This window comes from Janibacter anophelis NBRC 107843, assembly GCF_001570945.1.
Lineage (GTDB): Bacteria > Actinomycetota > Actinomycetes > Actinomycetales > Dermatophilaceae > Janibacter > Janibacter anophelis.
In genome coordinates, this window is the sequence record NZ_BCSQ01000003.1 from 1 (window position 1) to 21,356 (window position 21,356).

24 protein-coding genes are annotated in these 21,356 nt (G+C 72.3%); 5 read left to right on the forward strand and 19 right to left on the reverse strand.

What is annotated here, in order from left to right; all coding sequences use genetic code 11:
* Window positions 1-71: 71 nt before the first annotated feature.
* The 3 genes from map to JAN01S_RS01250 are packed head-to-tail and all read right to left on the reverse strand — an operon-like array spanning window position 72 to window position 1,476.
* Window positions 72-833, reverse strand: coding sequence for a type I methionyl aminopeptidase (gene map, locus JAN01S_RS01240; protein WP_068312454.1), 762 nt, complete (start codon window positions 831-833; stop codon window positions 72-74).
* A complete protein-coding gene (locus tag JAN01S_RS01245) occupies window positions 830-1,141 on the reverse strand; it encodes a chorismate mutase (protein WP_068312457.1) in 312 nt (103 codons plus the stop codon). The genes map and JAN01S_RS01245 overlap by 4 nt, the downstream gene beginning before the upstream one ends.
* Window positions 1,142-1,185: 44 nt before the next feature.
* A complete protein-coding gene (locus JAN01S_RS01250) occupies window positions 1,186-1,476 on the reverse strand; it encodes an acylphosphatase (RefSeq protein ID WP_068312460.1) in 291 nt (96 codons plus the stop codon).
* A 71-nt stretch (window positions 1,477-1,547) separates the two neighbouring features.
* On the opposite strand from JAN01S_RS01250, the gene JAN01S_RS01255 reads away from it, so the two are divergent.
* Complete coding sequence (locus JAN01S_RS01255) at window positions 1,548-3,467, forward strand: acyltransferase family protein (RefSeq protein ID WP_068312464.1); 1,920 nt, start codon at window positions 1,548-1,550, stop codon at window positions 3,465-3,467.
* Between the two features lie 108 nt (window positions 3,468-3,575).
* Here the strand turns inward: JAN01S_RS01255 and mutM are convergent, their stop codons facing one another.
* The 9 genes from mutM to JAN01S_RS01300 form a co-directional block, all read right to left on the reverse strand.
* The gene (gene mutM, locus JAN01S_RS01260; protein WP_068312468.1) at window positions 3,576-4,448 is read right to left on the reverse strand and encodes a bifunctional DNA-formamidopyrimidine glycosylase/DNA-(apurinic or apyrimidinic site) lyase; all 873 of its coding nucleotides are present in this window, start codon (window positions 4,446-4,448) and stop codon (window positions 3,576-3,578) included.
* 8 nt (window positions 4,449-4,456) lie between these two features.
* A complete protein-coding gene (rnc, locus tag JAN01S_RS01265; protein ID WP_068312471.1) occupies window positions 4,457-5,197 on the reverse strand; it encodes a ribonuclease III in 741 nt (246 codons plus the stop codon).
* Window positions 5,198-5,210: 13 nt separating this feature from the next.
* Entirely contained in the window at window positions 5,211-5,405 is a 195-nt protein-coding gene (gene rpmF, locus JAN01S_RS01270) for a 50S ribosomal protein L32 (protein ID WP_068312474.1), read from the reverse strand.
* A gap of 1 nt (window position 5,406) precedes the next feature.
* On the reverse strand, window positions 5,407-6,003 hold the full coding sequence (locus tag JAN01S_RS01275) for a YceD family protein (RefSeq protein ID WP_068312477.1): 597 nt from the start codon (window positions 6,001-6,003) through the stop codon (window positions 5,407-5,409).
* A gap of 103 nt (window positions 6,004-6,106) precedes the next feature.
* Window positions 6,107-6,589, reverse strand: a complete 483-nt coding sequence (gene coaD / locus JAN01S_RS01280) for a pantetheine-phosphate adenylyltransferase (protein ID WP_068312480.1) — start codon at window positions 6,587-6,589, stop codon at window positions 6,107-6,109.
* A gap of 18 nt (window positions 6,590-6,607) precedes the next feature.
* Window positions 6,608-7,162 (reverse strand): hemerythrin domain-containing protein, encoded by a 555-nt coding sequence (locus JAN01S_RS01285; RefSeq protein WP_068312483.1) that lies wholly within the window; start codon window positions 7,160-7,162, stop codon window positions 6,608-6,610.
* 51 nt (window positions 7,163-7,213) lie between these two features.
* Window positions 7,214-7,789 (reverse strand): 16S rRNA (guanine(966)-N(2))-methyltransferase RsmD, encoded by a 576-nt coding sequence (gene rsmD / locus JAN01S_RS01290; RefSeq protein WP_068312485.1) that lies wholly within the window; start codon window positions 7,787-7,789, stop codon window positions 7,214-7,216.
* A gap of 101 nt (window positions 7,790-7,890) precedes the next feature.
* The gene (locus tag JAN01S_RS01295; protein WP_068312488.1) at window positions 7,891-10,104 is read right to left on the reverse strand and encodes an ATP-dependent DNA helicase RecG; all 2,214 of its coding nucleotides are present in this window, start codon (window positions 10,102-10,104) and stop codon (window positions 7,891-7,893) included.
* Window positions 10,104-11,756, reverse strand: coding sequence for a DAK2 domain-containing protein (locus JAN01S_RS01300; protein ID WP_068312491.1), 1,653 nt, complete (start codon window positions 11,754-11,756; stop codon window positions 10,104-10,106). The genes JAN01S_RS01295 and JAN01S_RS01300 overlap by 1 nt, the downstream gene beginning before the upstream one ends.
* 200 nt (window positions 11,757-11,956) lie before the next feature.
* Between JAN01S_RS01300 and rpmB the strand changes: the two genes are divergently transcribed.
* Window positions 11,957-12,151 carry a 50S ribosomal protein L28 gene (rpmB, locus tag JAN01S_RS01305; protein WP_007927862.1) on the forward strand — a complete coding sequence of 65 codons (195 nt, stop codon included), beginning with the start codon at window positions 11,957-11,959 and terminating at the stop codon, window positions 12,149-12,151.
* Window positions 12,152-12,281: 130 nt separating this feature from the next.
* Here rpmB and thiL read toward each other — a convergent pair whose 3' ends face one another.
* Window positions 12,282-13,286 carry a thiamine-phosphate kinase gene (gene thiL, locus JAN01S_RS01310; RefSeq protein WP_068312494.1) on the reverse strand — a complete coding sequence of 335 codons (1,005 nt, stop codon included), beginning with the start codon at window positions 13,284-13,286 and terminating at the stop codon, window positions 12,282-12,284.
* 56 nt (window positions 13,287-13,342) lie between these two features.
* Between thiL and JAN01S_RS01315 the strand changes: the two genes are divergently transcribed.
* Entirely contained in the window at window positions 13,343-13,825 is a 483-nt protein-coding gene (locus JAN01S_RS01315; RefSeq protein ID WP_244884704.1) for a DUF3515 family protein, read from the forward strand.
* Between the two features lie 33 nt (window positions 13,826-13,858).
* On the opposite strand, the gene JAN01S_RS01320 is transcribed toward JAN01S_RS01315, so the two are convergent.
* Window positions 13,859-14,986 (reverse strand): D-alanine--D-alanine ligase family protein, encoded by a 1,128-nt coding sequence (locus tag JAN01S_RS01320; protein WP_068312496.1) that lies wholly within the window; start codon window positions 14,984-14,986, stop codon window positions 13,859-13,861.
* A 31-nt stretch (window positions 14,987-15,017) separates the two neighbouring features.
* Between JAN01S_RS01320 and JAN01S_RS01325 the strand changes: the two genes are divergently transcribed.
* Complete coding sequence (locus JAN01S_RS01325) at window positions 15,018-16,112, forward strand: trans-sulfuration enzyme family protein (RefSeq protein ID WP_068312498.1); 1,095 nt, start codon at window positions 15,018-15,020, stop codon at window positions 16,110-16,112.
* On the opposite strand, the gene JAN01S_RS01330 is transcribed toward JAN01S_RS01325, so the two are convergent.
* Both JAN01S_RS01330 and JAN01S_RS01335 read right to left on the reverse strand, forming a co-directional pair.
* Complete coding sequence (locus JAN01S_RS01330) at window positions 16,113-17,111, reverse strand: NAD(P)H-dependent glycerol-3-phosphate dehydrogenase (RefSeq protein ID WP_068312500.1); 999 nt, start codon at window positions 17,109-17,111, stop codon at window positions 16,113-16,115.
* Window positions 17,108-17,863: a lysophospholipid acyltransferase family protein gene (locus JAN01S_RS01335; RefSeq protein ID WP_068312504.1), complete on the reverse strand. Its 756-nt coding sequence runs from the start codon at window positions 17,861-17,863 to the stop codon at window positions 17,108-17,110. The genes JAN01S_RS01330 and JAN01S_RS01335 overlap by 4 nt, the downstream gene beginning before the upstream one ends.
* 84 nt (window positions 17,864-17,947) lie before the next feature.
* Between JAN01S_RS01335 and JAN01S_RS01340 the strand changes: the two genes are divergently transcribed.
* Window positions 17,948-18,154, forward strand: coding sequence for a hypothetical protein (locus tag JAN01S_RS01340; RefSeq protein ID WP_068312507.1), 207 nt, complete (start codon window positions 17,948-17,950; stop codon window positions 18,152-18,154).
* A 51-nt stretch (window positions 18,155-18,205) separates the two neighbouring features.
* On the opposite strand, the gene JAN01S_RS01345 is transcribed toward JAN01S_RS01340, so the two are convergent.
* From JAN01S_RS01345 to leuC, 3 genes are all read right to left on the reverse strand, one after another.
* Window positions 18,206-18,922 (reverse strand): HU family DNA-binding protein, encoded by a 717-nt coding sequence (locus tag JAN01S_RS01345; RefSeq protein ID WP_068312510.1) that lies wholly within the window; start codon window positions 18,920-18,922, stop codon window positions 18,206-18,208.
* Window positions 18,923-19,225: 303 nt separating this feature from the next.
* The gene (gene leuD / locus JAN01S_RS01350; protein WP_068312513.1) at window positions 19,226-19,819 is read right to left on the reverse strand and encodes a 3-isopropylmalate dehydratase small subunit; all 594 of its coding nucleotides are present in this window, start codon (window positions 19,817-19,819) and stop codon (window positions 19,226-19,228) included.
* Window positions 19,820-19,828: 9 nt separating this feature from the next.
* Window positions 19,829-21,256, reverse strand: coding sequence for a 3-isopropylmalate dehydratase large subunit (gene leuC, locus JAN01S_RS01355; RefSeq protein WP_068312516.1), 1,428 nt, complete (start codon window positions 21,254-21,256; stop codon window positions 19,829-19,831).
* Between the last annotated feature and the right edge of the window lie 100 nt (window positions 21,257-21,356).

Sequence of the window (21,356 nt, forward strand, 5' to 3'; positions counted from 1 at the left end):
CGGGTCGGCGCTGGCGCCGACCCGAGCCTGACGTCGTCCCGCCACCTACGGGACGATCCGCGGTCAGGACATCAGGCGGTCAGGACGATGGGGTCACCCTCGGTGATCGCGACGGTGTGCTCGCTGTGGGCGCCGCGGGAGCCGTCCGCGCTGCGCAGGGTCCAGCCGTCGGGGTCGGTCCGGATCTCGTCGGTCGTGGCGAGGAACCACGGCTCGATGGCGATGACCAGGCCGGGACGAAGGGGGATGCCCCGTCCCGCGCGGCCGTCGTTGGCGACGTGCGGGTCGCCGTGCATCTCACGGCCCACGCCGTGCCCGCCGAAGTCGGTGTTGATCGAGTACCCCTCGGCGCGGGCGACCCCGGCGATGGCCGCGCTGATGTCACCGATCTTGTTCCCCGGGCGGGCGACCTCGATCGCGGCGGCGAGCGCGCGTTCGGTCGTGTCGATCAGCCGCAGGTCCTCCGGGTCGGGGGTGCCGACGACGAAGGAGCGGGCCGCGTCGCACACCCAGCCGTCGACCTTGACGGCGAAGTCGACGGACAGCAGGTCCCCGTCGCGCAGCCGGTAGTCGTGCGGCAGGCCGTGCAGGACCGCGTCGTTGACCGAGGTGCACAGCACCTTGCCGAAGGGGCTGGCCCCGAACGAGGGGTGGTAGTCGATGTAGCAGGAGGTGCCGCCGGCGTCGCGGATCATCTGGTGCGCGAGCGCATCCAGGTCGAGCAGGTTGGTGCCGACCTCGGCGACCTCGGTGAGCCGCTGCAGCACGTCGTGGACGAGCCGGCCGGCCGGGCGCATCTCCTCGACCTCCCGCGGGGTCTTCAGCTCGATCACGCCTGCTCCTGCCCGCTCGCCTGTGCGCTGGCGATCCGCTCGTGGTGGTGGATGACCTCGGCGATGACGAAGTTGAGGAACTTCTCCGCGAACACCGGGTCCAGCCCGGCGGTGTCGGCGAGGTCGCGCAGGCGGGCGATCTGCCGCTCCTCGCGGGCCGGGTCGGCCGGCGGCAGGTCGATGCGCGCCTTGAGCTCCCCGACGCTCTGGGTCGCCTTGAACCGCTCGGCGAGCAGGTGGATCAGGGCCGCGTCGATGTTGTCGATGGACTGGCGCAGCCGCAGCAGCTCGGGGTGTGTCTCGCTCACCCGGTCAAGGCTAGGTCACCGCCCGGGCCCGCCTCGATCCGATCTCACTTCTCGACGAAGCCCGCGGCGACCCCCTTCGCCATGCCGTCCTGCCGCACGACGGAGGTGACGGCGCCGGGCCGGCGCGTGGTCGAGGGTTGCTCGCGGAGCAGCTCCTCGAGCGTCGCGAGGGACGAAGGGGGTCCCTCGGCGACGACCTCGACCCTCCCGTCGTCCATGTTGCGGGCGTGGCCGACCAGCCCCAGCTCGAGGGCCCGCGAGCGGGTCCACCAGCGGAAACCCACCCCCTGGACCCGCCCCCGGACGAAGAAGGTCGCGCGCGCCGTGCTGCTCATGCCCGCGAAACTACCGGCCCCGACGGTGCGCCTCCCCCACCCCAGTCCCTCGAGTGCCTAGCGTCGACCTCGTGGGTCAGCCAACCGCCACCGCCGACGTCCCGGCCGCCGCGACGTCCGCGCCCGCCTCCCACCAGCCGGAGGTCACCGCCACCGGACGCCCCCGGCGCGGACACCTCGCGGGCCTCGACGGGCTGCGCGCCGTCGCGATCGTCTCCGTCGTCGTCTTCCACCTCGACCCCTCGTGGCTGCCGGGCGGGTTCCTCGGGGTCGACGTCTTCTTCGTCATCTCCGGATTCCTCATCACGACGCTGCTCGTGCAGGAGCGGCGCAGCACGGGCGGGGTCGACCTGCGCGGCTTCTGGACCCGCCGCGCCCGCCGGCTGCTGCCCGCCCTCGCCGTCGTCGTGCCCGCCTCGATCCTCATCGCCCGCACCGTCGAGGCCGACCTGCTCGTCGGCATCCGGCGCCAGGCCCTGGGGGCCCTGACCTTCTCGACCAACTGGCTCGAGATCGGGCAGGGCAGCAACTACTTCGCGGCGACCTCGCCCCAGCTGTTCATGAACTTCTGGAGTCTCGCGGTCGAGGAGCAGTTCTACCTCTTCTGGCCGCTCGTGATGATCGGCCTGCTCGCGCTGCACCGCCGCTTCGCGCTCACCGAGGGCGTGCTCGCCGTCCTCGTGCTCGGCGTGGGACTGGCCTCGGCGGTCGGCATGGCCCTGACCTACGACGCGAGCAACCCGACGCGCGCCTACTACGGCACCGACACCCACCTCTTCGGCCTGATGCTCGGCGCGGCCCTCGCGATCGTCTGGACCGGCCCCCTTCGCGCGTACACGACCTCGCGTCTGTGGTGCGCGCACCGTCGGTGGTTCGTCGGCGCTGCCCTCGCGACGATCGCAGCCCTCTTCGTCCTCGCCGGCGAGGAGCAGGCGTGGACCTTCGCCCTCGGCATCCCGCTCGTCTCGATCGCGACCGCGGTCCTGATGCTTGCAGCGGTCGAGCGCCCCGGCGCGCTGCGCTCCGTCCTCGAGCTGCCGCCGCTGGCGTGGATCGGGCAGCGCTCGTACGGCATCTACCTGTGGCACTGGCCGGTCATCCTCATCGTCGCCCAGGACATCCCGACGACGGCGGGCACCTCCGCCTTCGTCTGGACTCGCGTGTGGGCGGTCGTCGTCACGCTGGCGCTGGCCGACCTGTCGTTCCGTTTCGTCGAGACGCCCGTGCGCCGCCTCGGGTTCCGCGAGACCGGTCGTCGCATCCTGCGGGCCTTCGCCCTGCTGCGCTCGGTGCGCGCCCGTCGCATCGTCCTCGGCGGCGTCGTCGCCTCGGCCCTCGTCCTCGGCATTGTCATGGTCACCGCGCCGGACACGTCGACGACACAACGCACCATCGAGGACAACCAGGCCCGCGCCGCGGCCCCGCGCGAGACCGAGCCCGCCCCGACCTTCTCCGGCACCAAGAGCTTCACGATGCCGAAGGGGGACGAGATCGACGTCTTCGGCGACTCGATGGTCGTCGGCTCGGTCCCGGCGCTCGAGTACTACTTCCCCGGTATCCAGATCGATGCCCGGTCCAACCGGCGGTGGAGTGACGGCCTGACGGCCATCGAGTCGGCCGGCTCGTCGCTGCGTCGCGCGGTCGTCCTCGCCTTCGGCACCAACGCCGGCACCGACCCCGAGACCGTCGAAAAGATCCTCGACGAGATCGGCGAGGACCACATGGTCGTCATCGTCAACCTCCACGCCGACCGGCTCTCGCGCATCGACGGCGACAACGAGGCGCTGCGCGAGATCGCGGCGAAGCACCCCAATGTCGCCCTCGCCGACTGGGACGGCGCCGTCACCGGTGAGGACCTGCAGGCCGACGGCATCCACCCCTCGCTCGGCGGCGCGCACACCTACGCCGCGACGATCCGTCAGGCCCTGGCCGACCTCTCCGAGAAGCACACCGGCAAGCCGGTCGAGCTCAAGGAGCTCCCCCGCCCCTGACCCGACGGTCGACAGACGCGCATTTCCCCGGGCAGATGCGCGGGTTCGCGCCCGTGAGCGCGCATTTCCCCGGGCAGATGCGCGGCGACGGACTTCTGGACGAAGGGGTCAGCGCGGCAGTCCGCGCGGGCGCACCTGGCAACGCGGGCAGGACGTCGAGCTGCGGTTCATGAACTGCTCCCGCCGCATCGTCGCCCCGCACCGCGGGCACGGGCGGCCCTCCTGCCCGTAGGCCGACAGCGACCGGTCGAAGTACCCCGAGGCGCCGTTGACGTTGACGTACAGCGCGTCGAAGCTCGTGCCGCCCTGCGCCAGTGCCTCGGCCATGACGTCCCGCGCGTGGTCGAGCAACCGACCGATGGCCGGCTTGGTCAGGGTCGACGCGAGCCGCTCACCGTGGATGCCGGCCCGCCACAGCGCCTCGTCGGCGTAGATGTTGCCGATGCCGGAGACGACGGTCTGGTTGAGCAGCACCCGCTTGATGCCGCTGCGGCGTCGCTTGATGTCGAGCACCGCTGCCGCGTGGTCGTACTCGGGGTCGAAGGGGTCGCGCCCGATGTGCGCGACGCTCTCCGGCACCCCGTCGACGAGGTCGGCCAGGGCGAAGCCGCCGAAGGTGCGCTGGTCGACGAAGCGCAGCTCGCTCCCTTCGTCGGTGAACCGCACCCGGCCGTGCGTGTGCTTGGCCACGGGATCGGCCGGGTCCGTGACGAGCATCTGGCCGCTCATGCCGAGGTGGACGATCAGGCCCTCGTCGGGGACGGCGTCGGGTCCGCCGGCAAGGGCGAGCCACAGGTACTTGCCGCGGCGGTGGGCGCCGGTCACGGTCCGCCCGGAGAGTCGGTCCTCGAGGTCGCGGGGACCGGGCACGTGGCGGCGGGCGACCCGCTCGCCGGTCAGCGTGACGGCGGCGATCGTCCGACCGCTCACGTGGTCAGCGAGACCACGGCGGACGACCTCGACCTCGGGCAGCTCAGGCACGGGTCACGTCAGGAGGCCGCCTGGTCGGCGGTGAGGGTCCGGTAGGCGTCGGCAGCGGCCTCCTGCTCGGCCACCTTCTTGGTGCGCCCGGTGCCTCGACCGCGCACGATCTCGCCGATCAGTGCCTCAGCGGAGAAGGTCTTGTCGTGGTCCGGTCCCTCGTCGCTCGTGCGGTAGTGCACCGAGCCGAGGCCTTGGGCGGCAGCGACCTCCTGCAGCGAGGTCTTCCAGTCCAGGGCGGCGCCGAGGCGGGCCGAGCTCTCCATGAGCGGTCCGATGAGGGAGTGCACGAGCACGCTCGCCGCCTCGAGCCCCTGCGGCTTGGGCGTGGAGAGGTAGACCGCCCCGATGACCGCCTCGACGGTGTCGGCGAGGATCGAGCTCTTGTCACGCCCGCCGGTGGTCTCCTCGCCGCGTCCGAGCGCGACGAAGTCGCCCAGGCCGATGGTGCGGGCGACGTCGGCGAGGGCGCGCATGTTGACCACGGCAGCACGCAGCTTCGCCAGCTCACCCTCACTGAGGTCGGGGTGCGTGGCATGCAGGTGGTCGGTGACGACGAGGCCGAGCACCGAGTCCCCGAGGAACTCGAGGCGCTCGTTGTGCGGCAGTCCGCCGTGCTCGTACGAGTACGAGCGGTGTGTCAGGGCACGCGTGAGCAGCGGCTCGTCGACGGGCTCTCCGGTGACCTCGGTGAGGTACCGGGCGAGCTCCTCGACGGGCCGCTGCTGCGATGAGGTCCTGTCGCTCATTGCGACAGGAGACTCAGGCCTGGTGCTCGGTGCGGTCCGCGGTCGCGTAGTAGCGACCCTTGTAGGTACCGCAGGACGGGCAGGCCTGGTGGGCCGGCGCCGGGGCCTTGCACTGCGGGCAGGTCGACAGCGCCGTGGGCGTCGCCTTCCAGTTCGCGCGGCGGCTACGGGTGTTGGAGCGCGACATCTTCCGCTTCGGGACAGCCACGTCAGTTCCTCTTCTCTTCGTTGTCCTCGGTCCCCGCGTCGGAGGCGAGAGGCGCCAGCGCCTCGAGTGCCGCCCATCGCGGGTCAATCTGCTCGTGGTGGTGCTCCGGGTCGTCCGCGAGCCTGGCTCCGCACTCGGAGCACAGGCCGGGGCAGTCGTCCCGGCACACCGGTTGGAACGGGAGGTTCGGCAGCACCGCGTCCCTGAGCACCGGCTCGAGGTCGATCCGGTCGTCCTCGATCTGGTGCTCGTCCTGCTCGTCGGCCTCAGCGTCCACCTCGCGGTGGTGCTTCGCCCGATCGGGCCAGACGAACAGCTCCTGGAAACGCGTGTCGACCGGCAGGTCGAGATCGTCCAGGCACCGCACGCAGGCGCCGACCGCCGTGGCAGAGACCGTCCCCGTCACCAGCACACCCTCGTGCACGGACTCCATCCGCACCTGCAGGCCCATGCTCTGGCCCTGCGGGACGGACAGCACCTCCGTGCCGAAGTCGGCCGGTGCCTCGGCCTGGAGGTCCACCTCGTGCATCGACCCGGGTCGGCGGCCCACGTCCTTGGCATCAAGCACCAAGGTCGAGGCGGGGGCGTTGCGGTCCATGGCTCCAGTCTCCGAAAGAACGGTCCACGACACGACGACGTAGACCGACGCACCAGACTACCGGCGATCCCCCCTTCGTCCCAAACCGGCGAAGGGGGCCGGCTCAGGACCGCGGCAACCGCTCCAGCAGGGCGGTCCGGACGGCCTTGGGGACGAGACCGGTGATGTCGCCGCCGAAGCGGGCGACCTCCTTGACCAGCGAGCTCGAGATGTGCTCGTGGCGCGGGTCGCCGGGCAGGAAGATCGTCTCGACCCGGGTCAGGTGCCGGTTCATCAGCGCCATCGGCCACTCGTAGGAGAAGTCGGTCTCGCTGCGCAGCCCCTTGATCATCACCTGGGCGTCGAGGTCGGCGCACACGTCGACGACGAGCCGGTTGGCGAAGGCCTCCACGCGCACGTTGCCGAGGTCGGCGACCTCGTCACGGATGAGCGACACCCGCTCCTCGGCGGTGAAGGTGCCCTGCTTGGCGGGGTTGTGCAGGATGGCGACGACCACCTCGTCGAAGAGGGCAGCGGCCCGACGGAAGACGTCGAGGTGCCCCACGGTGACGGGGTCGTAGGAGCCGGGAGCGACGACACGGGTCATGCGATCACCCTGCCACGCTCACTCCGGCTGGTCGTCGTTGGGCAGCAACCCGTCGTCGTACGCCTGCTGGACGATCTGCTCGACCCGCTCGATCGAGCCGGCGCCTTCCTCGAGCAGCGCGTTGCGCTTGGCGAGCCACCGCTCCCCCAGCTGCCGCCGCAGGTCCTCCGCGGCGTCCTCGCGGGCGGGGTTGAGGATGCTCAGCTCCTCCTCGCCGATGTGGTGGTTGAGCACCTCGGCGACGGCCTCGAGGGCGTCCTCGAACTTCTGCGTGTCGGTGCCCTTGGCCTGCAGCAGGTGCAGCAGCGCCTCGTTGGTCGCCGCGTGCTCCTCCTCGCCGTGCTCCTCCTCCTCGCCGTCGATGACCTTCTTCGACTTGAGCCGGGGGTAGACGATCTCCTCCTCTGCCTCGCTGTGCGCGACGAGCAGGTCGGAGAAGGCGACCCGGGCCGACTCGCGGTCGGCGCTCTCGTCGCGCATCGCGCGCATGAGGTCCTCGAGGAGGCGGTGGTCGTCGGTGATCAGGTCGACGATGTCACCGGAGGTGGGCGCAGGGATCTCGTAGTCGCTCATGGCCCATGTCTACCCGCTGCGCAGCGCGCCGAACAGACTGCCGTCGCAGGCTCAGATCTGGTAGTCGGGCGCCACGCGGGTGGCGAACCACAGCACCGTCTCGCCGTAGGTGCGCGAGTCCTCGGCAACGATCCCGTCGGGCCACGTCGGCTCGGGCGAGCGCGCGGAGCGCTCGATGACGATGACCGGCTCGGGCGTGAGCCACTGGTGGGCCAGCAGCATCTCGAGGACCTCGGTGATCGACTCCTCGGTGACGTCGTAGGGCGGGTCGGCCAGCACGAGGTCGTAGCGCAGGGAGGCGGGCCGGTTGAGCGCCTGCTCGACCGAGCAGGACTGCAGCCGCGCACCGGCGACGCCGAGGTCGGAGATGTTGGCGCGGATCGTCGCGGACGCGCCGCGGTCGGACTCGACGAGCAGCACGCTCGCGGCCCCGCGACTCGCGGCCTCGAGACCGAGGGCACCGGACCCGGCGTAGAGGTCCATGACGTGGGCGCCGTCGATGACGTCGCGCGACTCGAGCGCGGAGAACAGTGCCTCGCGCACGCGGTCGGTCGTGGGCCGGGTGCCGTCGCCCGTGGGCGTGCGCAGTCGCCGTCCGCCGGCCTCGCCGCTGATGATCCTCGTCACGCGTTACATGATGCGCCATCCGGGCGGTCGCGACGCAACCGGGACACGTCGGTCCCGGCCAGCGGCACCTCGACGACGGCACCACGGGGGCGAAGGGGGCGTCAGCCCTTCTCGAGGTAGGCGGCCTGCTCCGCGTCGAGCCAGTCGTCGATCGTGGCCCGCAGGTCGGGGTGCTCGGTGAGCTCGGGGTCGTCGGCCAGGAGGGCCTGGGCGTCCTCGCGGGCGTCCTCGATGAGCCGCTCGTCGCGCAGCACCGACAGGTGCTGCAGCTGACTGCGCACGCCGTGCTGCGCGGTGCCCAGGACGTCGCCCTCGCGGCGCTGCTGGAGGTCCAGGCGCGCCAGGTCGAAGCCGTCGGTGGAGCCGGCCACGGCCGTCAGCCGCTCGGCCGCGGTCTCGCTCTCGGTGGCCGTCATGAGCAGGCAGACCCCCGGGTCGCTGCCCCGCCCGACGCGGCCGCGCAGCTGGTGCAGCTGCGAGACGCCGAAGCGGTCGGCGTCGAGGATGACCATCGTCGAGGCGTTGGGCACGTCGACCCCGACCTCGATGACCGTGGTGGAGACGAGGACGTCGATCTCGCCGGCGTGGAACCGCGCCATCACCGCGTCCTTGTCCTCCGGTGCCATCCGCCCGTGGAGGACCTCGATGGTCAGGCCGTGCAGCGCGGGGTGCTCCCGCAGGGTGACCACGACCTCCTCGACGGCCGAGAGTGGCCGCTCGGGTCGCTCGTCCTCGAGGCGCTCACCGTCGTCCTGCTCGTCGTCGGTCGGGCCGTCCTCGGCCACGAGGTCGACGCCGTCGAGGTCGTCGTCGTCACCGCCGATGCGCGGGCAGACGACATAGGCCTGCCGGCCGGCGCTCACCTCCTCGGCGACCCGCTGCCACGTGCGGTCGACCCAGCCCGGTCGCTGCACCGGCACGATGTGCGTCGTGATCGGCTGCCGCCCACGCGGCAGCTCGCGCAGGGTCGAGGTCTCCATGTCGCCGAAGACGGTCATCGCGACCGTGCGCGGGATCGGCGTGGCCGTCATGACGAGCAGGTGCGGTGGCGTGGTGCCCTTGGCGCGCAGGGCATCGCGCTGCTCGACGCCGAACCGGTGCTGCTCGTCGACGACGACGAGGGCCAGGTCGGCGAAGCTGACCCGGTCCTCGAGCAGCGCGTGGGTGCCGATGACGATGCCGGCGTCACCGGAGGCGATCTCGAGCATCGCCGCCTTGCGTCGGGCGGTCGACATCGACCCGGTGAGCAGCGCGACGCGGGTGGCGTGCTCGTCGCCACCGAGCATGCCCCCTTCGGCCAGGTCACCGAGCATGGAGCGGATCGACGCGGCGTGCTGGCCCGCGAGCACCTCGGTCGGCGCGAGCAGCACCGCCTGCCCGCCCGCGTCGACGGCGGCGAGCATCGCCCGCAGCGCCACGATCGTCTTGCCGGAGCCGACCTCACCCTGGAGCAGGCGGTGCATCGGCGTGGGGCGCGCCATCTCGTCGAGGATCTCGCGCGAGACCTGCTGCTGACCGGCGGTCAACTCGAAGGGCAGGCGCTCGTCGAAGGCGGCGAGCAGACCGCCCTCACGCGGAGTACGTCCCTGCGTCACGACGGCCGCGGCCGCGAGGCGTCGCTGGCCGAGGATGCACTGCAGCACGAGCGCCTCCTCGTAGCGCAGCCGCTGCCGACCGGCGTGCACCTCGCGCTGGTCGCGGGGCGCGTGGATGGCGCGAAGGGCGGCGCCCCGGTCGAGCAGGCCCCGCCGGGTGCGCACGGCCGGGGGCACGACGTCGGCGACCTCGTCGAGCTGGCCGAGGACGAGGCGCACGCAGCGGGTGATCGTCCACGGGTGGACTCCCGGCACGTGCCGGTAGATCGGGATGAGGCCGGTGTGGTCGGCGTCGCCGAGCTCGCCGAGTGCCGCGGCCTCCTCGAGCGTCGCGTAGCCGGGGTGCGCCAGCTGGCGGTTGCCGCGGAACTCCGAGACGGTCCCGGCGAAGAGGAACTCGCGCCCCGCCACGAGCTTGTGCTCATGGCCCCGCGCGTCGAAGAAGGTCACCCGCATCCGCGAGCGACCGTCGGTGATGACGACCTCGAGCATCCGCCCGCGGCGCTTGGCCATGGTGCGGGTGCTGGCCGTCTCGACCCGGGCGACCGCGACGAGGAAGTCGCCGACGCGGGGGTTGCCCAGGTCGGCCTCTGCGGTGCGGTAGCGGCGCGGCCAGAAGTCGAGCAGGTCGCCGACGGTCTCGATGCCGCGGTGCTTGGCGAGCTTGCTCGCCGCCTGCCCACCGAGCAGACCCTTGAGCCGGGTGGACTCCCCTGCCACTACTCGGCCCCGACGAGCAGCATGTAGTGCGGCTGGCCGCCGTCGACGATCTCGACCTCGATGCCGGCGCGGCGGGAGCCGATCCAGTCGGTGATCGCCTCGACGAGGCCGTCGGGGACCCCTTCGCCGGAGACGAGGGTGACCAGCTCGGTGCCGGTCGTGACGATGCCGTCGAGCACCTCGCGGGTGACCTGCTCGGCGTCGGAGCCGACGATCGTGATGTCACCGCTCACGACGCCCAGCACGTCGCCGACCTCACACAGCCCACCACTGGTCAGGCCGGCCTTGACCGCCACCGTCACGGCGCCGTGGCGGGTCGCCGCGGCCGAGCGGGTCATCGTCATCACATTGTGCTGGGTGGTCTCGCCGGGCTCGAAGACGGCGAGCGCGGCGAGCCCCTGGACGGCCGTGGCCGAGGGGATGACGTGGACGGTCTGGCCCTCCTGCTCGGCGGCGCGGGCCGCCGCGTCGGCGGCCATCCGAGTGTCACGGTCGTTGGGCAGGAGGATGACCTCCTCGGTGCCCGCGGCGCGGACGGCGGCGACGATCTCCCCGGCGGAGGCGCGGTGCCCCGGACCGGAGGACACCGTCGTCGCGCCCGCCTCCTCCAGGAGCGCGGCGATGCCCGGCCCGGCCGCGCAGGCGACGATCGAGACCCCGACGCGCGGGCGGGCGACCACCGTCTCGAGCAGGGTCACGGCGACCCGCTGCGGCGCGGCGTGGGCGAGGCCGGCCTCGAGGGCGGCGCCGATGTCGTCGGTGTGCACGTGCACGTGGCAGACGTCCTCGGCGGTGGAGACGACGACGCTGTCGCCGATCTCGTCGAGGCGCTGCCGCAGGGCGGCCACGCCCCCTTCGTCCACGTCGTGCAGCAGGTACATGACCTCGTAGGCCGGCCCCTCGTGCACCTGGGGCGACCCCTGCTCGGCCTGCGCCCGCGACCAGTCCGCGCGGCGCTCGAGCGAGGTGTTGAGGGTGAACTCGTCGACGGCGAACTGGGAGGGCAGTCCCAGCTCGTGCACGACCTGGTCGAGTGCCTCGACGAAGAGCAGGTACCCCGCGCCTCCGGCGTCGACGACACCCGCGTCGGCGAGGACCCGCAGCTGCTCGGGCGTGCGGGTGAGCGCGGTCCGCGCGGCGTCGACGGCGGCCCGGGTCAGGTCGCCGAGACAACCGCCCTCGGCGCGCACGGCGGCCATCCGCTCGGCCGTGGCGTCGGCGACGCTGAGGATCGTGCCCTCCTGCGGCCGCACGACGCTCTCGCGGGCGCGCCGCGCGCCCTGCTGCACGGCCCGGACCACCGCGTCGGCGTCGACCGCCTCGAGCCCATCCGCGGAGACGACCTCGCTGACGCCGCGGATCATCTGGCTGAGGATGACCCCGGAGTTGCCGCGAGCCGACATCAGTGCCGCCCTGGACAGGGCGGCCGCCTCGACCGGGAGGGGCACGAGGCCGAAGACGCCCAGCCGCTCATGCTCGGTGCGTGCGGTGTCGAGGGCCTGGTCGAGCGTGAGGTACATGTTGGTGCCCGTGTCGCCGTCGGGGACGGGGTAGACGTTGAGCGCGTCGATCTCGGCCCGTCGCGCGGCCAGGGCCGCCCGCGTGACGACCACCCACCGACGGACCGACTCTGCGTCGAGGACCTCCAGCACGCGGTCAGGTTAGTGGACCGCGGCGACACCGCGGGCCCCGCGACCGCGACGAGACGGGCGAAGGGGGCCTCCCCGGCACCGTTTTGGCCCCCGGCACCGACCTCCGCTACTCTGTACCGGTTGCCCGGTGACGTGTCCCCCCCCTTCGGCGGACCGCCCGAGCACATCACTCACGTTACTGACGAACACAGGAGAAACCCGTGGCTGCCAACTGCGACGTCTGCGGCAAGGGACCGTCCTTCGGACACTCCATCTCGCACTCGCACCGCCGCACCAAGCGTCGCTGGAACCCGAACATCCAGCGCGTTCGGGCCAAGGTGGGCGACGCCGGGGTGACCCCGAAGCGTCTCAATGTCTGCACTTCGTGCCTCAAGGCCGGCAAGGTCAAGCGCTGACCCGAGCCTGACGAAGACGCCGCCGCTCCCCGATGGGGACGGCGGCTTTTTCGTGCGCCCGGACCGCGCAGGCGCCCGGGCGGATGCGCGCCCACCCGCGCAGGCCCCGGGCGGATGCGCGCGAAGGGGGTCAGCCGGCGAAGTGGTCCCAGCCGGTGACCTCCGGGACCTGCCCGTCGACGAGCACCGCCGGCTCACCGGCGACGCACTCCCCGAGCACCTGCCACCCCTGCGGCACCGCCCCGGGTGCGAAGGTCGCCGCGAGCGAGTGCTCCTCACCGCCCGAGAGCACCTGGCGCAGTGCGTCCGCGGCGCCCAGCGCCTCGGTGAGGGGCCCGGCTGCCTGCTGCGCGAGGGCGCTGCCCGACAGCTCGATCCGCAGGCCGCTGGCCCGGGCCACCCGGCCCAGGTCACGCACGAGGCCATCCGAGACATCGATCATCGACGTCGCGCCGGCATCCGCCGCGCGCGGACCCTCCTCCCACGGTGGCCGCCCGGCCGTGCGGTGCACGCGGCACAGCTCGTCGACGGCGCGCTCCCCCGGGCCCGCCTCCCCGTCGAGGTGGGTGCGGCCACGTCCGGCGAGCAACAGCTGCAGCCCACCCCCGGAGCGACCGAGGTGACCGCGCACGGCGACCAGGTCCCCGGGCCGAGCACCGTCCCGGCGCACCGGAGGCCGGCCGCCGAGGTCACCGGTCGCGGTGATGGCGACGACGACCGTGCCCTCCTCCGCCGACGACAGGTCGCCGCCGAGGACGGGCGCGCCGGCGTCCTGCGCCGCAGCAGCGATGCCGGCGGCCAGGTCGAGCACCCACTCGAGCTCCGTGTGCGGGTCGGCGGCGAGCGCGACGAGCAGGCCCGTCGGCACGGCCCCCATGGCGGCGACGTCGGCCACATTCTGCGCCACGACCTTGCGGCCGACCTCGTGGCCGGAGGACCACTCGTCGAGCCAGTCGCGGCCGCGCACCATCGAGTCGGTCGTGAGGACCACCCCGCCCGAGGGCGCCGCGAGGACGGCGGCGTCGTCGCCCGGGCCGAGGAGGACGGGGGCGGCCCCCTTCGTCCCCGCGAAGAGCGGGAAGAGGTGCCCGAGCACCTCCCCCTCGGGCAGGTCGGACAGGCGTCGGGGGGCCATCGGTCACGCTCCAGTCGGACGAAGGGGGGTCAGGACGGCACGGTAGCCTCCCGGCCGTGAGTTCGTCCGCCGGCCGTCACGGCCTCCTGTCCGCCGTCGCCCTGCTGCTGGGCACCGTGGCCGCCGGCGTGGTGGGTGTCCTGGTCCTGGTCGACGGACCGACCGAGGTGGCCATGCCGCCCGCCGCGGACCACCCGTCGTGCACCGCCGCGGCCGAGCACTGGCCGGACGAGCTGCAGGGCCTGGCGCCCCGCGAGACCGAGCCGAGCCACCCCTCGATCCGCGCCTGGGGCGACCCCGCGGTCGTCGCCCGGTGCGGGATGCCCGCGATGCCGCCGACGGAGGACCAGTGCGTCGTCGTCGACGAGATCGGGTGGGTCGCCGAGGACCTCGGTGGCGCGACCCGGCTGACGAGCTTCGGGCGCGACCCGGCGATCGAGGTCATCGTGCCGGGTGAGCAGGGGCCGGGGCCGCTGCTGCTGCCCGCCTTCTCCGACGCGGTCGAGCAGCTGCCGACCAACGACTACACGTGCAGCTGAGCGCGCATCTCCCGGGGAGATGCGCGCTCGTGCTCAGCGCAGGCCCACGGGCCGCTCGAGCGCGAGCTGGATCAGCTCGTCGACGAGCTCGGGGTAGGTGACCCCGCTCGCCTCCCACATCCGCGGGTACATCGACGACGGGGTGAACCCGGGCATCGTGTTGATCTCGTTGATGACCACGGCGCCGCCGTCGGTGACGAAGCAGTCGACCCGCGCCAGCCCCTCGCAGGAGAGCGACTCGAAGGCCGCGGCGGCCAGGCGCCGCACCTCGTCGCTCACCGCCTGCGGGAGGTCGGCCGGGCAGGAGAGGACGACGGAGGACTCGTCGAGGTACTTCGCCTCGAAGTCGTAGAAGTCGTGGCCGTGCCCCTCCTCGACGACGATCTCGCCGGGCATCGAGGTGCGCGGCGCATCGAGGCCACGCCCCTGCAGGACGGCGCACTCGATCTCGCGGCCGACGATGCCGGACTCGACGACGACCTTGAGGTCGTGCTCGCGCGCGGCCTCGATCGCGGCCTCGAGGCCCTCGGGGGTGTCGACCTTGGACACGCCCATCGACGACCCGGCCCGGCAGGGCTTGACGAAGACGGGGAAGGTCAGCGCGTTGACCGCGTCCATCGCCGCGGCCCGGTCGCGGCGCCACTGGGCGTCGGTGATGACGGTGTAGGGCCCGACGGGCAGGCCGGCGCCGGCGAAGACGACCTTCATGTAGTGCTTGTCCATGCCCGCCGCGGACGCGAGCACCCCGGAGCCGACGTAGCGGATGTCGGTGAGCTCGAGCATGCCCTGCAGGGTGCCGTCCTCGCCGTAGGGACCGTGGAGCAGCGGGAAGACGACGTCGACCTCACCGAGGGCCTCGAGCGCCTGCCCGGGACGGTGCACCGTGAGGGAGGACTCGCCGACCCTCGTGGGCAGGATCACCTCGGTGCCGGTGTCGGTGACCTCGGGCGTGCGCTCCGGGGTCAGGGCGAGCGCGTCGGGGTCGTCGGCGGCGAGCACCCAGGCTCCCTGCTGCGTGATGCCGACCGGCACGACGTCGTAGGCGTCCCGGTCGATCGCCCGCAGCACGCCGGCTGCGGTGGCGCACGAGACGGCGTGCTCGGAGGACCGGCCGCCGAAGACGACGGCGACGCGGGGCTTGCGGCTGGGACGGCTGCTCATCGGGGAGAGACTAACGTCTAGCCTCGGCGGCATGGAGCAGCACGAGCACGACGCGCAGGCCGACCTGTCCCCCCGCACCAAGGTCGTGGCCCTCGGCCGACCGGAGCGCTCCCCCGGCGCCTCGCTCAACCCGCCGGTGACCTTCACCTCCACCTACATCCAGGACGGACCGGTCAACTACGCCCGCGTCGACAACCCGACGTGGACCCCCTTCGAGGAGGCCGTCGGCGAGCTCGAAGGGGGCGCAGCGCTCCTCTTCTCGTCCGGCATGGCCGCGGTGCACGCGGCGCTGGCCCTCGTGCCCACCGGCGGCACCGTCGTCGCCCCGGCGGCCGCGTACAACGGCGTCGTCGTCTCCCTGACGGAGGCGCAGGCCGACGGCCGGGTCACCGTGCGCTGGGTCGACGTCACCGACGCCGACGCCGTGTGCGAGGCCCTGCCCGGCGCCGACCTGCTGTGGCTGGAGTCGCCGTCCAACCCGCTGCTCGAGGTCGCCGACATCGCCGGCCTGACCACCGCGGCCCACGAGGCCGGCGCGCTGGTCGTCGTCGACAACACCTTCGCGACGCCGCTGCTCCAGCGGCCCCTCGAGGACGGCGTCGACGTCGTCGTGCACTCGGCGACGAAGTACCTGTCCGGGCACTCCGACGTCATCCTCGGCCTCGTCGTGACGTGCGACGACGAGCTGCGCGCGCGGCTGGCCCGCCACCGCACCCTCGCCGGCGCGATCGCCGGACCGATGGAGGCCTGGCTCGCCCTGCGCGGGCTGCGCACGCTCTCCCTTCGCCTGGAGCGCGCGTGCGCCAACGCCGCCGACCTCGCGGGGCGTCTGGCCGACCACCCGCGGATCGCCCGCGTGCGCTACCCCGGATGGGGGGCGATCGTCTCGATCGAGGTGGACGGCGACGGCGACGGGAGCGCCGCCGCGGAGGCGCTGACGGCCGGCACCCGGATCTGGTCGGCGTCGACGAGCCTCGGCGGGGTCGAGTCGCAGCTCGAGCGCCGCCGGCGCCAGCCGGGTGAGCCCGAGGCCGTGCCGGTCAACCTCGTGCGCCTGTCGGTCGGGGTCGAGGACGTCGACGACCTGTGGGCCGACCTGCGACAGGCGCTCGACGCGCTGGAGTGACTACTCCGTCTCGCGCTTGCGCGCGCGGGAGAGCAGCACCTGCACCATGTCCTTGGGCGAGACGCCCTCGTGCACGACACGGGCCACCTGCTCGGTGATCGGCACGTCGACGCCGTGCGCGCGGGCGAGGTCGAGGATCGAGGCGCAGGACTTCACGCCCTCGGCAGTCTGCTTGGTCTGCTCGGTGACCTCAGCGACGGACATGCCCTCGCCGAGCCGGACGCCGAAGGAGTGGTTGCGCGACAACGGCGACATGCACGTGGCGATGAGGTCGCCGACGCCGGCGAGGCCGGCCATCGTGCGCGGGTCGGCGCCGAGGGCCGTCGCCAGGCGCGTCGTCTCGGCCAGCCCACGGGTGATGATCGTCGCCTTGGTGTTGTCGCCGAAGCCCAGGCCCGCCGCCATGCCGACGGCGAGCGCGATGACGTTCTTCACCGCGCCACCCAGCTCGGCGCCGACGACGTCGGGCGAGGTGTAGGGGCGGAAGAACGAGGTCGAGCAGGCGGCCGCGACCCGGTTCGCCGCCTCCACGTCGGGGCAGGCCACGACGCTGGCCGCCGGCTGCTGCTGGACGATCTCGCGGGCGAGGTTCGGCCCGCTGACGACGCCGATGCGCTCGACGGGCACCCCGGCCGCCTCGTGGATGACCTCGCTCATCCGCTTGGTCGTGCCGAGCTCGATGCCCTTCATCAGGGAGACCACGAGCGGCCCGTCGGCGATGAGGTGGCCCCAGTCGGCGAGGTTGGCACGCAGGGACTGCGAGGGCACCGAGAGGATGACGATGTCGGCACCGTCCGTCACCTCGGCCGGGTCGGTGGACGCGGTGATCCCGGCAGGGAGGCGCACTCCCGGCAGGTAGTCCTCGTTGACCCCCGAGTTGATCTGGTCGACGAGCTCCTGGCGGCGGCCCCACACCCGCACGTCGTTGCCGCCGTGGGCGAGGATCGTGCTGAAGGCGGTGCCCCAGCTGCCGGCTCCGAACACTGCGATGTGGCTCATCGGTCATCTCCTGGTCCGTAGTTGCCCGTGACCCGCAGTCCGTGGGCCTTCGGGTCGAATCGTGTTGCGGGAGCGCGCTGCCCGCGCAGCTCCTCGAGCTCTTGGGTGATGGCGGCCATGATGCGGTCCGTCGCTGTGGCGACCAGCGGACCGGTGATCGACCGACCCTGCAGGTCGGCGAGGTCGACCGGTGGGCCGAAGCGGATCCGCATCGTCGTGCGCCGTCGCGAGAGGCGGGGGCGCTTGGCGTAGCGGGGCAGCAGGTCCTGCGGCCCCCACTGGGCGATGGGGATGACGGGGGCTCCGGAGAGCAGGGCCAGCCGCGCGGCGCCGGTCTTGCCGCGCATGGGCCACAGGTCCGGGTCGCGGGTCAGGGACCCCTCCGGGTAGACGACGACGCACTCCCCCGCCTCGAGCGCCCGCACGGCGTGGCCCAGGGCGTCACTGGCGCGCGCGGTCTCCCGGTCGACGCGCACCTGCTTGGCGTGGCGCAGCACCCACCCGACGACCGGGGTGTCGAAGAGCGTGCTCTTGGCGAGGAAGACCGGGCTGATGCCGCGGTTGTACAGCACGTGCGCCCAGGGGAAGGGGTCGATGTGCGACACGTGGTTGGGGGTGACGATGAAGCCACCGGCGTCGGGCACGTGCTCCAGGCCGGTGACCTCGTAGCGGGAGGTCGCCCACATGCCCGCACGCAGGAGACCGGCTGCCACCCGGTAGATCACCGGGGTGTGCGTGCGGTGGACGACCATGTCACCTCTCTGCGTTCGACCGGCCGGCAAGCCAGCCACCTCCGTGGGCCGACTTCACCTTAGGCCACGGATACCCTCGGTCCTGTGCAAGCGACCGTCTTCTCCCACGACCCTGACACGACCACCGTCGTCACCGACGACGGTCGACGCCTGCACGTTGCTCCGGAGGTCTTCGCCGCCAGCGCGTTGCGCTTCGTGCGCCCAGGTCAGCGGGTGAGCATCACCGTCGAGGGTACGAGGGTGACGCGGCTGTGGATCGTCGGCATCGGCGACGGCGAGACGATCCGCTGACGACGGCGGAGAGCCGACGACCGTGTCGGTCGCCGGCCCTCGTCACACCCCTCAGCTGCCGCTGGAGGTGGCCTTCTTCGCCGTGGTCTTCTTGGCCGCGCTCTTCGCCGGGGTGGCCTTCTTCGCCGACGACGTCTTCTTCGTCGTCGTCGCCTTCTTGGCCGGGGTCGACTTCTTCGCCGTCGAGGTCTTCTTGACCGGGGTGGCCTTCTTCGTCGACGTCTTCTTCGCCGTCGTCGTCGCCTTCTTGGCTGGGGTCGACTTCTTGGCCGTGGAGGTCTTCTTCGCCGGCGTCGCCTTCTTGGCCGACGACGTCTTCTTGGCCGACGAGGTCTTCTTGGCCGGGGAGGCCTTCTTGGCCGACGACGAGGCCGCCTTCTTCGGCTTGCGTCCGGGGATGGCGCTCTCGGCGATCCCCAGGGCCGTGCCCGCGGCGGAGGTGACGCTGCCGGCAGCGGCACGGGCGGCAGCGGGAGCGGCCTTGGGCAGCGAGCGGGGGTCGGCGACGTAGCCCTTGAAGCTCGTCCCGGCCTTGAAGCGCGGAACGGACGTCTTCTTGATCTTGACGACCTCACCCGTGCGCGGGTTGCGGCCGGTGCGGGCGGCGCGGGCCGCCTTTTCGAAGGTGCCGAATCCGGTGATGGCGACGCGGCCGCCCTTGGCGACCTCGCGCACGATCGTGTCGAGCACGACCTCCAGCGCTTCCTGGGCGGCCTTGCGGCTGCCCAACCTCTCCTCGAGAGCCTTGACGAGTTCTGCCTTGTTCACGGTCACTCCCCGTAGCTGTACGGTCCGGTGATCCCCCGGCGAGGAAGGCCGAGCCGTGCACCCGACCTGTACTGACGGTAGGGCGGCTGGGTGCCCGGGTGTGAGATTTGGCCCTGCACATTTTCTTGCGCCGCAACCGGGTTCGTGTGCCCGCGACGGGGTACACCGCTCGGGTCCGCACCAACTCCTCTGCGTCACAACGGGTTTCGTTGCGACAGCCGCTCCCCGACCACCGCACGACGAAGGGGGCGCCGCGGCGCCCCCTTCGTCCTCACCTCGGCGACACGCCGGGGTGCCGCATCGTCACGACGGCTGCGTCACCGGCTTGAAGCTCGGGCGCTGCGCCTCGAAGTCGGTGACGTCCTGCTCGTGGCGCATCGTCAGACCGATGTCGTCCAGGCCCTCGAGCAGGCGCCAGCGCGTGTAGTCGTCGACGTGGAAGGTGCACGTGATGTCGCCGGCGACGATCGTCTTGGCGGTCAGGTCGACGGTGATCTCACCGCCGGGGGTGTTCTCCAGGTACTTCCACAGCAGCTCGACGTCGTCCTGCGCGACCTGAGCGGCGAGCAGTCCCTGCTTGCCGGAGTTGCCGCGGAAGATGTCGGCGAAGCGCGAGGAGATGACGACGCGGAAGCCGTAGTCCTTGAGCGCCCAGACGGCGTGCTCGCGGGAGGACCCGGTGCCGAAGTCGGGACCGACGACGAGCACGGAGCCGTCGCGGTACGCAGGCTGGTTGAGCACGAAGGTCTCGTCGTTGCGCCAGGCCGCGAAGAGGCCGTCCTCGAAGCCGGTGCGCGAGACCCGCTTGAGGTAGACGGCGGGGATGATCTGGTCGGTGTCGACATTGCTGCGGCGCAGCGGGACACCGGTGCCGGTGTGGGTGGTGAAGGCTTCCATGACTGCTCCTCAGACCGTCTCGAGGGTGGCGGCGGCGGTGGCGGGCTCGAGGTCCGCGGGGCTCGACAGCGTGCCGCGCACCGCGGTGGCGGCGGCGACGAGCGGGCTGACGAGGTGGGTGCGACCGCCCTTGCCCTGGCGGCCCTCGAAGTTGCGGTTGCTCGTCGACGCGGAGCGCTCGCCCGGGGCGAGGGTGTCGGGGTTCATGCCCAGGCACATCGAGCAGCCGGGCAGGCGCCACTCGGCGCCGGCCTCGGTGAAGACCCGGTCCAGGCCCTCGGCCTCGGCCTGCAGGCGCACGCGGGCGGAGCCGGGCACGACGAGCATGCGCACGGACTCGGCGACGTGGCGCCCCTTGATGACCTCGGCGGCGGCGCGCAGGTCCTCGATGCGCCCGTTGGTGCACGAGCCGACGAAGACGGTGTCGACGGCGACCTCGCGCAGCGGGGTGCCGGCGGTCAGGCCCATGTACTCCAGTGCCTTGGCGGCGGCGACGCGGTCGGTCTCGTCGGCCATCGCCTCGGGGTCGGGCACGGCCTCGCCGAGCGGCGAGCCCTGGCCGGGGTTGGTGCCCCACGTGACGAAGGGAGTGAGCGTCGAGGCGTCGATGGTGACCTCGGCGTCGAAGACGGCGTCGTCGTCGGTGCGCAGCGTGCGCCAGTGCTCGACGGCGGCGTCCCAGTCGGCGCCGGTCGGGGCGTGGTCGCGACCCTTGAGGTACTCGAAGGTGACGTCGTCGGGGGCGATCATCCCGGCGCGGGCGCCGGCCTCGATCGACATGTTGCACACCGTCATGCGCGCCTCCATGGACAGCGCCTCGATGGCCTCACCGCGGTACTCCAGGACGTAGCCCTGGCCACCGCCGGTCCCGATCCTGGCGATGACCGCGAGGATGATGTCCTTGGCCGTCACGCCCGGCTGCAGCTGCCCGGTGACGTTGATGGCCATCGTCTTGAAGGGGTTGAGCGAGAGGGTCTGCGTGGCGAGCACGTGTTCGACCTCGCTCGTGCCGATGCCGAAGGCGAGTGCGCCGAACGCGCCGTGGGTGCTCGTGTGGCTGTCGCCGCAGACGACGGTCATGCCCGGCTGGGTCAGCCCGAGCTGCGGGCCGACGACGTGGACGATGCCCTGCTCGGCGTCACCCATCGGGTAGAGGCGCACGCCGAACTCGGCGCAGTTGTCGCGCAGCGTCTCGACCTGGACCTTGCTCACCGGGTCGGTGATCGGGCCGGGCGTCGTCGGGACGTTGTGGTCCTCGGTCGCGAGGGTCAGGTCGGGTCGGCGCACCTGCCGACCGGCCAGGCGCAGCCCCTCGAAGGCCTGCGGGCTCGTCACCTCGTGAAGGAGGTGCAGGTCGATGTAGAGCAGGTCGGGCTCCCCGTCGACGTGTCGGACGACGTGCTCTGCCCAGACCTTCTCGGCCAGCGTTCCAGCCATGTCTCTCTTCCCATCCATGCGTGGTGCCACGGTGAGGGCACGGTGTGTCACCCATGACATTTGCACGTCGCGGGCGGACCGGATCTTGCGTCTCACGACA

What these genes read in the sequence shown, in the direction of transcription:
- JAN01S_RS01250 (WP_068312460.1), bottom strand. Translation starts at nt 1,476, where the DNA reads ATGAGCAGCACGGCGCGCGCGACCTTCTTCGTCCGGGGGCGGGTCCAG.
- rnc (WP_068312471.1), bottom strand. Translation starts at nt 5,197, where the DNA reads ATGAGCGACAGGACCTCATCGCAGCAGCGGCCCGTCGAGGAGCTCGCC.
- JAN01S_RS01275 (WP_068312477.1), bottom strand. Translation starts at nt 6,003, where the DNA reads ATGGACCGCAACGCCCCCGCCTCGACCTTGGTGCTTGATGCCAAGGAC.
- coaD (WP_068312480.1), bottom strand. Translation starts at nt 6,589, where the DNA reads ATGACCCGTGTCGTCGCTCCCGGCTCCTACGACCCCGTCACCGTGGGG.
- JAN01S_RS01285 (WP_068312483.1), bottom strand. Translation starts at nt 7,162, where the DNA reads ATGAGCGACTACGAGATCCCTGCGCCCACCTCCGGTGACATCGTCGAC.
- thiL (WP_068312494.1), bottom strand. Translation starts at nt 13,286, where the DNA reads ATGGCCCCCCGACGCCTGTCCGACCTGCCCGAGGGGGAGGTGCTCGGG.
- JAN01S_RS01320 (WP_068312496.1), bottom strand. Translation starts at nt 14,986, where the DNA reads ATGAGCAGCCGTCCCAGCCGCAAGCCCCGCGTCGCCGTCGTCTTCGGC.
- JAN01S_RS01325 (WP_068312498.1), top strand. Translation starts at nt 15,018, where the DNA reads ATGGAGCAGCACGAGCACGACGCGCAGGCCGACCTGTCCCCCCGCACC.
- JAN01S_RS01330 (WP_068312500.1), bottom strand. Translation starts at nt 17,111, where the DNA reads ATGAGCCACATCGCAGTGTTCGGAGCCGGCAGCTGGGGCACCGCCTTC.
- JAN01S_RS01335 (WP_068312504.1), bottom strand. Translation starts at nt 17,863, where the DNA reads ATGGTCGTCCACCGCACGCACACCCCGGTGATCTACCGGGTGGCAGCC.
- leuD (WP_068312513.1), bottom strand. Translation starts at nt 19,819, where the DNA reads ATGGAAGCCTTCACCACCCACACCGGCACCGGTGTCCCGCTGCGCCGC.
- leuC (WP_068312516.1), bottom strand. Translation starts at nt 21,256, where the DNA reads ATGGCTGGAACGCTGGCCGAGAAGGTCTGGGCAGAGCACGTCGTCCGA.